Source organism: Stenotrophomonas sp. STEN225, assembly GCF_056756445.1.
Window position 1 is genome coordinate 78,834 of record NZ_JBRRBV010000001.1, and the last position, 12,677, is coordinate 91,510.

The following is a 12,677-nucleotide window of genomic DNA, read 5'->3' on the forward strand; positions in this document are numbered from 1 at the left end:
ATGAACGCGCTGTGAGTCCGTTCGGGGTTGAAGGCACGCGGGAGCAGGTTGCCGACGATTCAGGCGGCGGCCTCAGGTTATGCTGTGCCGATGCTCTATCTTGCTTCCCGCTCCCCCCGACGCAACCAGCTGCTGGCCCGACTCGGACGCCCCTTCCAGGCGCTTGACCTGGAGGTTGTCGAGCAGCGCGCGCCCAGTGAAAGCGCCGAACAGTACGTCTGCCGGGTTGCGGCCGACAAGGCGCGCGCCGGGTTGGCCCGGGTGCTGGCCGATGACCCGGACGCACGGGTGCTGGGCTCGGATACCGAGGTCGTGCTTGATGGCGAGGTGTTCGGCAAGCCGGTCGATGCCGCCGATGCCCGGGCAATGCTGACGCGCCTGGCCGGACGCACGCACCAGGTGATGACGGCCGTGGTGGTGGTCGGCGCGGCCGGGCTGGACAGCGAACTGGTGGTGTCCGAGGTCACGTTCGCTGCGATCGGCGCCGCCGACATCGCCGCTTATGTGGCCACCGGTGAGCCGCTGGACAAGGCCGGGGCCTACGCCATCCAGGGTGGGGCCGAGCGCTGGATCGAACACCTGTCCGGCAGCTACTCCGGTGTGATGGGGCTGCCGCTGCTGCACACCGATCGTCTGCTGGCGCGCTGCGGCGTGCCGGCTCCCATTGCCAACGCCGCCAGGGAGGCTGCAGATGTCTGAGGAAATCCTGGTCAATGTGACCCCACGCGAGACCCGGGTCGCGGTGATCGAGAATGGCATGCTGCAGGAACTGCACATCGAGCGCGGCTGGCGCCGGGGTGTGGTCGGCAACATCTACAAGGGCAAGGTGCAGCGGGTGATGCCGGGCATGCAGGCCGCCTTCGTCGAGGTCGGCCTTGAGCGCGCTGCGTTCCTGCATGCCAACGACGTGGTGCGGCCAGCGCCGGTGGCCAGTGCCGACACCGAGAACACCACCCTGCCACCACCGGCCAGCGTGCCGATCGTCGAGCTGCTGCGCGACGGCCAGGACATCGTGGTGCAGGTGGTGAAGGATCCCATCGGTACCAAGGGCGCGCGGCTGACCACGCAGATCAGCATCCCGTCGCGCTACATGGTGCTGCTGCCGCAATCGAAAGTGGTGGGCGTGTCCGCGCGCATCGAGGACGAGGCCGAGCGCGCGCGCCTGAAGGCGCTGGTGACCGAGTTGTCGGCACAGCACGGCGGCTACGGCTACATCGTGCGCACCAACGCCGAAGGGCAGCCGGCCGAAGCCATCGCCGAGGACATCGCCTATCTGTCGCGGGTCTGGAACGTGGTGGAGCGCCGCGGCCGCGACGCCACCCCCTGCAGCGTGATCTACGAAGACCTGAGCCTGCCGCTGCGGTCGGTGCGCGACCTGATCCGCAAGGACGTGGACAAGGTGAAGGTCGATTCCAAGGAAACGTTCGCGCAGCTGCAGGCTTTCGTGGCCAAGTACATGCCGGTGCTGGCCGAGAAGCTGGAGCTGTACTCCGGCGATCGCCCGATCTTCGACATGTTCGGCGTGGAGGACGAGATCGGCCGCGCGCTGGACAAGCAGGTGCCGCTGAAGTCCGGTGGCTACCTGGTGATCGACCAGACCGAAGCGATGACCACCATCGACGTCAACACCGGGTCGTTCCTCGGCCAGCGCAACCTGGAGGAGACGGTGTTCCGCACCAACCTGGAGGCGGCGCAGGCCGTGGCCAGGCAGCTGCGCCTGCGCAATCTCGGCGGCATCATCATCATCGACTTCATCGACATGGACGATGCCGAGCACCGCCGCCAGGTGCTGCGGACCCTGGAAAAGGCGCTGGCGCGGGACCATGCCAAGACCACGGTCTACGACTTCTCGCCGCTGGGCCTGGTGGAGATGACCCGCAAGCGCACGGTCGAAAGCCTGGAGCGCCAGCTGTCGGAGACCTGCCCGCAGTGCAGCGGTCGCGGCACCATCAAGACCACCGAAACGGTCACCTACGAGATCTTCCGCGAGATCACCCGCGCGGTGCGCCAGTTCGATGCCGCGCGCCTGCTGGTGATCGCGTCGACCAAGGTGGTGGCGCGCATCACCGATGAGGAATCCGCGGCGGTGGCCGAGCTGGAAGAGTTCCTCGGCAAGAGCATCCGCTTCCAGGCGGATGAGCAGTACCTGCAGGAGCAGTTCGATGTTGTGCTGCTCTGATCCACGCCGGCCGAAGGTCGGCGGCGGCCGATGAGCGCGCCGCCGCGCCTGCGACTGCGAAGGATCCGCCGTCATCTCATTGCTGCCTGTGCGGTGGCCCTGGTCGGGCTGGCGCTGCTGGTGGGCACCTTCAGCCAGCTGCTGCCGCTGGCCGAGCGACACCCCGACAGGATCGCCGCCTGGTTGAGCGAGCGCGCAGGCCAGCCGGTCCGTTTCGACCAACTGGACACGGCGTGGACCCGTCGTGGCCCGCTGCTGCAGCTGAAGGGCCTGCGCATCGGCGCCGGGCAGGGCCTGGCGGTCGGCGAGGCTGAAATCCTGGTGTCGATGTACAGCGGCCTGCTGCCGGGCCGTTCGTTGACCGAGCTGCGTCTGCGCGGCCTGGCCCTGGATCTGCAGCAGAGCGAGGACGGTCGCTGGTCGGTGCGTGGCCTGCCGCAGCCCAGCAGCGGTGGTGACCCGCTGGAGGCGCTGCGCCGGCTGGGCGAGCTGCAGGTGATCGGCGGCCGGCTGGGCGTGCAGGCCCCGGCACTCGGCATCGACACCGTATTGCCGCGCGTCGATCTGCGCCTGCGCGTCAATGGCGACCGCCTGCGGGTAGGCGTGCGGGCCTGGGCCCAGACCGACGCACTGCCGCTGACCGCCGTGCTGGATGTGGACCGTGTGCGTGGCGACGGCGAGGCATGGCTGGGCGCCGATCCCATCGATTTCCGCGCCTGGTCGCCGTTGCTGGCGGCCGGCGGCGTGCGCCTGCGTGAAGGACGCGGCGAACTCAATGTGTGGCTGACCCTGCGCGATTTCGTCCCCGTGGCGCTGACCACCGATTCGGATCTGCGGGATCTGCGCATCGACGGCGCACCGATGCCGGGGCTGGCAGTGCCGCGGCTGCAGTTGCAGCGCATGCAGGCGCTGCTGCGCTGGCAGCGGCAGGCGGACGGATGGGCGATGCAGGTACCGCGCCTGCGGCTGGTGGACGACACCGGCGCGCAGCAGCTTGATGGACTGCAACTGCAGGTCGGCACGCAACTGGGCATCCGCAGCGGGGCGGTGCAGGCCGGCACCGCGCTGCGTGCGCTGGCGCTGAGTGACCGCCTGGACCCTGGCCTGCGGCGCTGGCTGTTCCTGTCAAAGCCGCAGCTGGATCTGCGGGAACTGCAGCTGGCCGGCAAGCGCAACGGTCCGCTGTGGGCCCAGGGCGAGCTGCAGTCGCTGGGTTTCGCCAGCGTCGGTGACGCACCCGGCCTGCGAGGGCTGGGCGGCCATTTCGAAGGCGACGCCGATGGCTTCCGCCTGCAGCTGCAGCCGCAGCGCGAGCTCCAGTTCGATTGGCCGACCGGCTTCGGCGTGCGCCATGACCTGCACCTGGCAGGCCAGGTGGTGGGGTGGCGCGACGAAGGCGGCGGCTGGCGCATCGGCACGGCCGCCCTGCGTGTGGAAGGCACGGATTACGCAGCCGATCTGCGCGGTGGTGTCTGGTTCCAGGGCAATGGCACGCGTCCGTGGCTGCAGCTGGCGGCCAAGCTGGACGATGTACCGATGACGGCCGCCAAGCGCTTCTGGATCCATTCCAGGATGAGCAAGGGAGCCACCGACTGGCTGGACATGGCGCTGGCCGGCGGCCAGGTGCGTGATGGTATCGGCCTGGTCACCGGTGACCTCGACGACTGGCCCTTCGACAACAACGACGGGCGGTTCGAGGCCACCGGCCATATCACCCGCGGCGACATCCGCTTCCAGCGCGACTGGCCGCTGATGAGCCAGGTTGACGCCGACATCGCCTTCATCGGTCCTGGCTTCCACATGCAGGGGCGCGGTGACCTGGCAGGCGTGCCGGTGCAGCACTTCGAGGCCGGCATCAAGGATTTCGGCCAGCAGCCGCTGTACGTGCGTGCCGATACCCGCAGCGAAGCCGGAAAGCTGCTGGCGCTGCTGCGGCAGAGCCCGTTGCACCAGGAATACGGCGAGACGCTGGACAACCTGACCGCCACCGGGCCGGCGCAGGTGACCTTCGACCTGCTGCAGCCGCTGCATGCCGACGAAGGGGGAGGTCACCTGCAGGGCACGGTCGATCTGGCCGGCGTGAAGCTGGTGGAGAAGCGCTTCGCGCTGGAATTCGACAACATGCGTGGGTTGGCCCGCTACGGCAACGGTGGTTTTGCCGCCGAGCAACTGGCGGTGCGCCATCTGGGCCAGGACGGCCAACTGAGCCTGCGCGCGGGTGGGTTCGTGCGTGACCCGAAGCTGGCCTTCGAGTCGGAGCTTTCGGCGCGCCTTGATGCAGGCGTGCTGATTGACCGCGCGCCGGAAATGGCCTGGCTCAAGCCCTACATCACCGGTACCTCGCCCTGGACCATCGCCGTCAACCTGCCGAAGGTCGCGCCAGGTGCGCCTGCTCCTCCCAGCGAACTGCGCCTGCGCTCGGATCTGGCAGGCACGCGCCTGGATCTTCCCGCCCCGCTGGACAAGCCCGCCGACGAGCCACTGGCCACCACCGTGACTGCGCAGCTGCCGATGGGGGATGGCCGCATCGACGTGGCGTTTGGCCAGCGCCTGGCCCTGGCCGCGCGCAGCCATAACAATCAGACCGGCGTGCAGGTGACCCTGGGCAGCGGCCAGGTCGACCGCGAGCCGCCTTCCAGCGGGCTGGCGGTCAACGGTCACAGCCCGACCCTGGACGCGTTGGAGTGGATCGGCCTGGCCCGCGGCGGAGACGGCGACGGCGATCCGATGCCGTTGCGGGCGATCGACGTGCAGGTCGGCCGCTTGATGCTGATCGGAGGGGTGTTCGAGCAGACCCGCCTGCAACTGCGCCCGGGCGCGCAGGCGCTGGATGTGCGCCTGGACGGCCCTTCGCTGGCTGGCCGCCTGAGCGTGCCCAATGCCGAGGGCGGCACCATCAGCGGCCAGCTCGACCGGGTGTACTGGCAGTCACCGCCGGCCGCGTCCGGTGCGCCAGCGGCACCGGCCCGGGTGCAGGCCGGCGCCAACGACATGGATCCGGCCAGACTGCCGTCGTTCGCGCTGGACATCGCCGACCTGAAGTTCGGCAAGGTGGCGCTCGGCCAGGCCGTGCTGCGCACCCGCCCGCGGGGCAACGGCCTGGAGGTGCAGACCCTGCGCTTCCGCGCGCCCGACCAGGAGATCGACATCACCGGCCGCTGGCTGGGCAGCAGCAGCGGCGCCCGCACCGAGCTGAACGCGCAGGTGCGCAGCGAGGATCTCGGCGCGCTGATGCAGAATCTCGACTACGGTGGCCAGCTGCGTGGCGGCGCCGGCCAGGCGCAGCTGCAGGCGTCGTGGAATGGCGGGCCGTCGGACTTCCAGCTGGGCAATCTGCAGGGCCAGCTGGATATCCATGCGCGCAACGGTCAGCTGCTGGAACTGGACCCCGGTGCCGGTCGCGTGCTGGGTCTGCTCAGCGTGGCCCAGCTGCCGCGGCGGCTGATGTTCGACTTCCGTGATTTCTTCTCCAAGGGCTTCGCGTTCAATCAGATCGAGGGCAGCCTGCAGTTCGGCCAGGGCGTGGCCCGCACCGACAAGGTGCTGATCGAAGGGCCTGCGGCGAACATCACCATCCGCGGTCAGGCCGACCTGCGCCAGCAGCAGTTCGACCAGACCATCGACGTCAATCCGCGTGCCGGCAATCTGCTGACCGTGGTCGGCGCAGTGGCCGGTGGCCCGGTCGGGGCTGCGCTGGGGGCGGCGACCAATGCGGTGCTGTCCAAGCCGCTGGGTGAGATCGGCGCCCGTACCTACAAGGTGACCGGTCCCTGGAAGGAGCCGAAGGTGGAGGTGATCGAACGCAGCCGCGAACGGACCCCGCCGGCTCCCGCACCTGCGCCGACCCTTCCACCGGCCGTGACGGACCTGCCGCGGTCGCGCTGAGCGCGGCCTCCCATTCCCCGGGGCTTGCCTGAGTGCCCCTGCATCCCCAGATCGAGAGCCATGACTGATATCGCCCTGACGCTTGCCCAAGACCGCCTGCTGCGCCCCGGCGGCCTGGATACCGCTGGACTGGAGCGCACCTTCGGCCAGCTGCTCGGCCCCGGTGTGGATTTCGGCGACCTCTATTTCCAGCACGCCCGGCGTGAGAGCTGGAGCGTGGAAGACGGCATCGTCAAGGACGGTGCCCACTCCATCGAGCAGGGGGTCGGTGTGCGTGCCATTGCCGGCGAGAAAACCGGCTTCGCCTATTCCGATGACATCCATGCCGATGCGCTGCTGGCGGCGGCGCAGTCGGCACGCGCGATTTCGCGCGAGGGCGGTGCCCAGGCGGGCCGCTCGCTGCTGCGCGGCAATGCACGCGCGCTGTATCCGGCGCTGGATCCGATCGATGGGCTCGGCAACGAGGCCAAGGTTGAAGTGCTCAAGCGCCTGGATGGCTATCTGCGTGCCGCCGATCCGCGGGTGAAGCAGGTGATGGTCAGCCTGTCCGGTGGCGTTGACACCGTGCTCATCGCGCGCAGCGACGGCGTTCTGGGTGCCGACGTCCGCCCCCTGGTGCGCTTGAACGTGCAGGTGATCGTCGAGCAGAACGGTCGCCGCGAGTCCGGCTATGCCGGCGGTGGTGGCCGTTATGGCTACGAAGAACTGTTCGCCGATGGCCGGCCGGAAGCGTTCGCCCGCGAGGCGCTGCGCCAGGCGCTGGTGAACCTGGACGCGGTGCCGGCGCCGGCCGGTGTGATGCCGGTGGTGCTCGGCCCGGGCTGGCCTGGCGTGCTGCTGCATGAAGCGGTCGGCCATGGGCTGGAGGGCGACTTCAACCGCAAGGGCACCAGCGTCTATGCCGGTCGCATCGGCGAGCGCGTGGCGGCCCCGGGGGTGACCATCGTCGATGACGGCACCCTGGACGGTCGTCGTGGCTCGCTGAACGTCGATGATGAAGGCCATCCGACCCAGTGCACGACCTTGATCGAGGACGGCATCCTGGTCGGCTACATGCAGGACAGCCTCAATGCACGGCTGATGGGCATGGCACCGACCGGCAATGCGCGCCGCGAGTCGTTCGCGCACCTGACCATGCCGCGGATGACCAATACCTACATGCGCGCCGGCCAGCACGATCCGCAGGAGATGATCCGCTCGGTGAAGAAGGGGCTGTACGCGGTCAACTTCGGCGGTGGCCAGGTCGACATCACCAGTGGCAAGTATGTGTTCTCGGCCACCGAGGCCTATCTGATCGAGGATGGCCGCATCACCACGCCGGTGAAGGGCGCGACCCTGATCGGCAACGGCCCGGAAACCATGCAGAAGGTGCGCATGGTCGGCAACGACCTGGCCCTGGACGAGGGCGTGGGCATCTGCGGCAAGGACGGGCAGAGCGTGCCGGTGGGTGTCGGCCAGCCCTCGCTGCTGATCGAGGGCCTGACCGTCGGCGGCACCCAGGCCTGAACATGGCAAGGGCCCCGGCCAGCGCCCCGGCCGGCGGGGACTCAGTCCTCGTCGGTCGCGTCGTCCAGATCGGCGCCGGTGTCGTCGTCGGTGGCGACCTTCAGGCCAAGCGCGGCCGGCAGCATCAGCCCGCGCAGCACCTGGTAGATCTCGCGGTAGGCGCGCGGCGGCTTGTTCTTCGCCTTCTCGGCCTGGGCGTTGCGCACCAGCGTGCGCAGCTGCTGGCGATCCGCCTGCGGATACTCGTCCAGCAGCGCGGCCAGCGCCTTGTCGCCGTCGTCCAGCAGGCGCTCGCGCCAGTCTTCCACGCGGTGCATCATCGCCACTTCGCGGCGCGAGGTTTCGCTGTTGGCGTCCAGCGCATTGCGGATCGCCTCCAGGGTTTCGTCTTCCTCGCGGCGCATGTGCTTGGCCAGGAACGCCAGCTGCCGCTTGTGGGCGATGTGGGCCGTGATGCGCTTGCACTCGGCGATATGCGGCAGCAGATCCTCCGGAATCGGCAGGCGCGCCAGCTGGGCCGGGGTCAGCGACACCAGCTTCTCACCCAGGGCCAGGACTTCCAGGGCTTCGCCGCGCTTCTGCTTGCGGCTCTTGTCAAGGAATTCACCGGTTTCTTCGTCGCGTCCGCGCATCGTCCACACCTGCTTTCAAAAAAGTCGCCCGGCGTGATGCCGGGCCCAACCTGTACAGGATAAAGCATTGAACGTGATCGCCCCTGAAGTGGTTGTCGGCGACGACAGCCCGGCCCGCCTGGAACGGCTGGCCGACCTTTCCCAGCAGCTGCTCGAGCGTGCCCGTGCGCTGGGGGCCAGCCAAGCCGAGGTCAGCTGCAGCGAGGACCGCGGCCTGGAGGTCAATGTGCGCCTGGGCGAAGTGGAAACCGTACAGTCCACCCGCGACCGCGGCATTGCCGTGACCGTGTACTTCGGCCAGCGCAAGGGCAGCGCCAGCACCGGCGACCTGAACGAGGCCAGCCTGTCGGCCACCGTGGAGCAGGCCTGCGCGATCGCCCGCCACACCGAGGATGATCCGGCCGCCGGACTGGCCGATGCCGGCCTGATGGCCAAGGACTTTCCCGACCTGGACGGCTGGCATCCCTGGGCCCTGCAGGCCGACGAGGCGGTGGACCTGGCGCTGGCCTGCGAGGCCGCCGGGCGCGAGGCCGACGCGCAGATCCGCAACTCCGATGGCGCGGCGGTGTCCACCTCGCAGAGCCTGTCGGTGTACGCCAATTCGCACGGTTTCATTGGCCGTGAGCGCGGCACCCACCATTCGATCGGTTGTGCGCTGATCGCCGGCCAGGGCGATGGCATGCAGCGCGACGGCTGGTACACCAGTGCGCTGGCCAGGCAGGACCTGGAAGATCCGGCCCAGGTCGGCCGCCAGGCCGCCGCGCGTACCGTCGCCCGCCTGCAACCGCGCTCGCTGGCTACGGGCAGCATGCCGGTGCTGTTCGCCCCGGAAGTGGCGCGCAGTCTGGTGGGCCATCTGCTGTCGGCCGTGTCCGGTGGCGCGCTTTACCGCCAGGCCAGCTTCCTGCTGGACAGCGCCGGGCAGCGACTGTTCCCGGACTGGATGCAGATCGACGAGCTGCCGCACCTGCGCCGCGGCCTGCGCTCGGCCGCCTTCGACGGCGATGGCGTGGCGACCCGCGCGTCGGCACTGGTCCGCGATGGCGTGCTGCAGCGCTACGTACTGGGCAGTTACTCGGCCCGCAAGCTGGGCCTGCAGACCACGGCCAATGCCGGCGGCGTGCACAACCTGCAGCTGGCGGCCAACGCCGGGCCGCTGGAAGACATCGCCCGGCAGATGGGCAGCGGCCTGCTGGTGACCGAGCTGATGGGGCAGGGGGTCAATGGTGTGACCGGTGACTACTCGCGGGGGGCCGGTGGCTTCCGTGTCGAGAACGGGGAGATCCAGTACCCGGTGGACGGCATCACCATTGCCGGCAACCTGCGCGAGATGTTCATGGCGATCGAAGCGGTGGGCAGCGATGTCGATCCGCGCTCGCACATCCGGACCGGTTCGATCCTGGTGGGGCGGATGACCATCGCCGGTAATGATTGATGGCGTCGATGGCGTAAGCTATGGCCGCCTGACGCAACCGGCCTGATGCCGGTGGGTCAAGACCACCCAATGAAAAGGAGTTTTGTCGTGAGTGAATTCGATAACGTCCCGCCGCCGCCGCCGGTCACCGCCGATGTCCCGGCAGACCAGCGCACCATGGCCCTGGCCGCGCACCTGCTGGGCATCTTCACCGGCTTCATCGGCGCGCTGATCATCTGGCTGATCAACAAGGACGACGCCGGCAAGTCCTTCGTCACCGACCAGGCCAAGGAAGCGCTGAACTTCCAGATCACCGTGGCCATCGCGATGGTGGTCTGCATCATCCTGACCATCGTGGTCATCGGCGCGATCCTGATGCCGATCGTCGGACTGGTCAGCCTGGTGTTCTGCATCATTGCCGCGGTCAAGGCCAACAACGGCGAAGCCTATCGCTACCCGTTCGCATTGCGCCTGATCAAGTAAGACCGGCTGCATGCGGACATGAAAACGCCCGGCATTGCCGGGCGTTTTCGTTGCGCACCACGTCAGTGATCGCGCTCCACCGCAAGCCTGGCCAGCGCGCGCAGCGCATCGGCCTCTTCGTGGTAGCCCGCCAGAGCAGCCTGCATGCGGGCCGCCAGCTCGCGCAGCTGCGCCTTCGCTCCCTCCATGCCGAGCAGGGCGGGGAAGGTACTCTTGTCCTGCGCCTGGTCCTTGCCTGCCGTCTTGCCCAGCTGCTCGGAGCTGGCTTCGACATCGAGGATGTCATCGCGGACCTGGAACGCCAGGCCGAGTGCATCGGCGAATGCGTCCAGCTGCACCCGCTGCGGCTCCGGCGCATCGCCGCACAATGCGCCCATACGTACCGCGGCACGGATCAGCGCGCCGGTCTTGAGCGCATGCATCCGGGTCAGCGCGGCCAGCGACTGCCGCTGTCCGGTGGCATCGATATCCAGCGCCTGGCCGCCGCACATGCCGGCGGCACCGGAGGCGTGTGCCAGCGCCTGCAGGCAGTCCACGCGCAGTGTTGCCGGCAGTGGTGCCTCGGCCAGCAGGCTGAAGGCGCGGGTCTGCAGGGCGTCGCCGGCCAGGATCGCGGTGGCTTCGTCGAAGGCGATGTGGGTGGTGGGTTTGCCACGGCGCAGTGCATCGTCGTCCATCGCCGGCAGGTCGTCGTGCACCAGCGAATAGGCATGGATCAGTTCCACCGCCATCGCGGCCGCGTCGAGCCTTTCCGGTTGAGCGCCGAACAACTGGCCAGTGGCATAGACCAGCAGCGGACGCATGCGCTTGCCACCGCCGAGGACGGAATGGCGCATGGCCTGGTGCAGCCGCTGCGGTGCATCGGCCGGCGAGGGCAGGGCGGCATCGAGCAGGCTTTCGATCCGGTCGCGCCAGCGCGCGAACGCCGCCTCAGCCGTCATGGCTGGGCGGATCGAAGGGTTCTGCCGTATCGGGCTGTGCCGGATCGCTGAGCAGCCGGACGCGCAGTTCGGCCTGCTCCAGCGCCTGCTGGCACTGGCGGTACAGGCCCACGCCACGTTCGTAAGCACTGAGCGACGCTTCCAGGCTCAGCTCGCCGGTTTCCATCTGCTCCACCAGCTGCTCCAGCGATTCGAGCGACTGCTCGAACTGGGCAACAGGGGAGGCGTTTTCGGGGGACTTCTTGGCCATGCGGCAAGTGTGGACGGCACGCGCGCAGGGGTCAATTCACCAGCCACCCGGCTGCCACCGCAGCTGGGCGTCGTGAGCGTGCAGCCAGGCCTGCAGCGGTGCGGCGATCACCACATCGGCGGCGGCCAGCAGGTTGCCGTCAGCAAACAGCAGCGGCAGCTGCGCGCGCCGCCAGGGGGCCAGATGTTCACGCTGCAGGCAGTCCTTCAAGGCATGTGCGTGGCTGCGTCCCGGCAGCACGATGCGCTCGCCGCCACGCCGTGCACGCACCTGCATCGGCTGCTGGAACATCGCGGCGCCCAGCAGGCGCAGCTGGCCGCCATCTGGCAAGGCCAGAGGCACCCGGCCGTCCCACTCCTCCTGCCAGTCCAGGGGCAGGGCAGGCAGCTCGGCCGGCAGCAGATAGGCATGCTCGCGCCATTGCTGGATGACGTGATCCTGCCAGCGCACCTGCGCCTGCCGGTCGCAGGCGGAGGGCAGCATTTCCTCGAGCATCTGCTGCAGCACGCGCCCCGGCAGCGGTGCCGCGCCATGGCTGGCCACCCAGGTGCGCAGGACGCGTGCGGCGCGTTCCGGCGAGACCTGCCGCAGCAGCTGCAAGGACAGCACGCGCGGGGCTGCTTCCAGGTGCGCGAGCAGCTCGGTGTCCTCTTCCTGCAGAAGGCCACGGGTGCGCGCGCAATGATCGGCACTGCCGGCCAGGGCCGCTGCGGCGTGCGGCCAGCGCTGGCGCAGCAGCGGCAGCACCTGCAGGCGCAGGAAATTGCGGTCGGCATACGCGTCGTCGTTGCTGGGGTCTTCGATCCAGTGCAGATCGTGGGCCCGCGCATAGTCATGCAGAGCGTCGCGCGGGACCTGCAGCAGCGGCCGCCACAGCCGGTGGCCGGCGAGCATGCTGTCCCCGCTCATTGCCGCCAGGCCATCAACACCGGAACCGCGCAACGCGCGCAGCAGGAAAGTTTCAGCCTGATCGTCCTGATGCTGGGCCAGGGCCAGCGTCTCTCCGTCGCGCAGAGAGGCGACGAAAGCAGCGCGACGCGCCTGCCGGGCTGCACCCTCCAGGCCCAGACCGGTGCCGGTCTCGACCTGCACGCGGTGTACGACCAGTTCGATTCCCAGGGCCGCGCACTGCTGCTGGCAATGCTGGACCCAGGCATCGGCGTCGGGCTGCAGCCCGTGATGTACGTGTACAGCGCGCAGTCCCACGCCGGCCGCCTGCGTGCAGCGCCGTAGCCAGTGCAGCAGGACGGTCGAATCCAGGCCGCCGCTGTAGCCGACCAGCAGCGGTGCATCGAGGGAAACCAGGGCGGGGAAGGCAGTCACGGGTGAAGTGTAGGGTGATCGGCGGGGTCGCGCCGCGCCTTCGACTCACGGGCGGGATGCAGCC

Annotated in this window: 10 protein-coding genes; 6 read left to right on the top strand and 4 right to left on the bottom strand. The window is 69.0% G+C overall.

What is annotated here, in order from left to right; translation table 11 throughout:
* Positions 1–90: 90 nt before the first annotated feature.
* From ACVOJ1_RS00390 to tldD, 4 genes are read left to right on the top strand one after another with little or no spacing between them, the layout of a single operon-like run.
* Positions 91–699 carry a Maf family nucleotide pyrophosphatase gene (locus ACVOJ1_RS00390; RefSeq protein ID WP_065174871.1) on the top strand — a complete coding sequence of 203 codons (609 nt, stop codon included), beginning with the start codon at positions 91–93 and terminating at the stop codon, positions 697–699.
* Positions 692–2,179, top strand: coding sequence for a ribonuclease G (gene rng / locus ACVOJ1_RS00395; protein WP_053516779.1), 1,488 nt, complete (start codon positions 692–694; stop codon positions 2,177–2,179). The genes ACVOJ1_RS00390 and rng overlap by 8 nt, the downstream gene beginning before the upstream one ends.
* A gap of 30 nt (positions 2,180–2,209) precedes the next feature.
* Complete coding sequence (locus tag ACVOJ1_RS00400) at positions 2,210–6,064, top strand: YhdP family protein (protein WP_053516782.1); 3,855 nt, start codon at positions 2,210–2,212, stop codon at positions 6,062–6,064.
* A gap of 60 nt (positions 6,065–6,124) precedes the next feature.
* Complete coding sequence (gene tldD / locus ACVOJ1_RS00405) at positions 6,125–7,570, top strand: metalloprotease TldD (RefSeq protein ID WP_065174873.1); 1,446 nt, start codon at positions 6,125–6,127, stop codon at positions 7,568–7,570.
* 41 nt (positions 7,571–7,611) lie between these two features.
* Here tldD and yjgA read toward each other — a convergent pair whose 3' ends face one another.
* Positions 7,612–8,202, bottom strand: a complete 591-nt coding sequence (gene yjgA, locus ACVOJ1_RS00410; protein ID WP_346479882.1) for a ribosome biogenesis factor YjgA — start codon at positions 8,200–8,202, stop codon at positions 7,612–7,614.
* 67 nt (positions 8,203–8,269) lie between these two features.
* On the opposite strand from yjgA, the gene pmbA reads away from it, so the two are divergent.
* Positions 8,270–9,637 (top strand): metalloprotease PmbA, encoded by a 1,368-nt coding sequence (pmbA, locus tag ACVOJ1_RS00415; RefSeq protein ID WP_065174875.1) that lies wholly within the window; start codon positions 8,270–8,272, stop codon positions 9,635–9,637.
* 87 nt (positions 9,638–9,724) lie between these two features.
* Complete coding sequence (locus tag ACVOJ1_RS00420) at positions 9,725–10,099, top strand: DUF4870 domain-containing protein (RefSeq protein WP_053516791.1); 375 nt, start codon at positions 9,725–9,727, stop codon at positions 10,097–10,099.
* A gap of 62 nt (positions 10,100–10,161) precedes the next feature.
* Here the strand turns inward: ACVOJ1_RS00420 and ACVOJ1_RS00425 are convergent, their stop codons facing one another.
* Genes ACVOJ1_RS00425 through tilS form a run of 3 tightly spaced genes read right to left on the bottom strand, consistent with a single transcriptional unit; the run spans position 10,162 to position 12,613 of the window.
* Positions 10,162–11,040, bottom strand: a complete 879-nt coding sequence (locus ACVOJ1_RS00425) for a polyprenyl synthetase family protein (RefSeq protein WP_111186398.1) — start codon at positions 11,038–11,040, stop codon at positions 10,162–10,164.
* The gene (locus tag ACVOJ1_RS00430; RefSeq protein ID WP_065174877.1) at positions 11,030–11,290 is read right to left on the bottom strand and encodes an exodeoxyribonuclease VII small subunit; all 261 of its coding nucleotides are present in this window, start codon (positions 11,288–11,290) and stop codon (positions 11,030–11,032) included. Before ACVOJ1_RS00430 ends, ACVOJ1_RS00425 begins: the two co-directional genes overlap by 11 nt.
* A gap of 36 nt (positions 11,291–11,326) precedes the next feature.
* On the bottom strand, positions 11,327–12,613 hold the full coding sequence (gene tilS, locus ACVOJ1_RS00435; protein ID WP_053516798.1) for a tRNA lysidine(34) synthetase TilS: 1,287 nt from the start codon (positions 12,611–12,613) through the stop codon (positions 11,327–11,329).
* Positions 12,614–12,677 lie beyond the last annotated feature (64 nt).

Coding starts and splice junctions, on each gene's coding strand:
- ACVOJ1_RS00400 (WP_053516782.1), top strand. CDS start 2,210: ATGAGCGCGCCGCCGCGCCTGCGACTGCGAAGGATCCGCCGTCATCTC.
- tldD (WP_065174873.1), top strand. CDS start 6,125: ATGACTGATATCGCCCTGACGCTTGCCCAAGACCGCCTGCTGCGCCCC.
- ACVOJ1_RS00430 (WP_065174877.1), bottom strand. CDS start 11,290: ATGGCCAAGAAGTCCCCCGAAAACGCCTCCCCTGTTGCCCAGTTCGAG.
- yjgA (WP_346479882.1), bottom strand. CDS start 8,202: ATGCGCGGACGCGACGAAGAAACCGGTGAATTCCTTGACAAGAGCCGC.
- ACVOJ1_RS00425 (WP_111186398.1), bottom strand. CDS start 11,040: ATGACGGCTGAGGCGGCGTTCGCGCGCTGGCGCGACCGGATCGAAAGC.
- ACVOJ1_RS00390 (WP_065174871.1), top strand. CDS start 91: ATGCTCTATCTTGCTTCCCGCTCCCCCCGACGCAACCAGCTGCTGGCC.
- rng (WP_053516779.1), top strand. CDS start 692: ATGTCTGAGGAAATCCTGGTCAATGTGACCCCACGCGAGACCCGGGTC.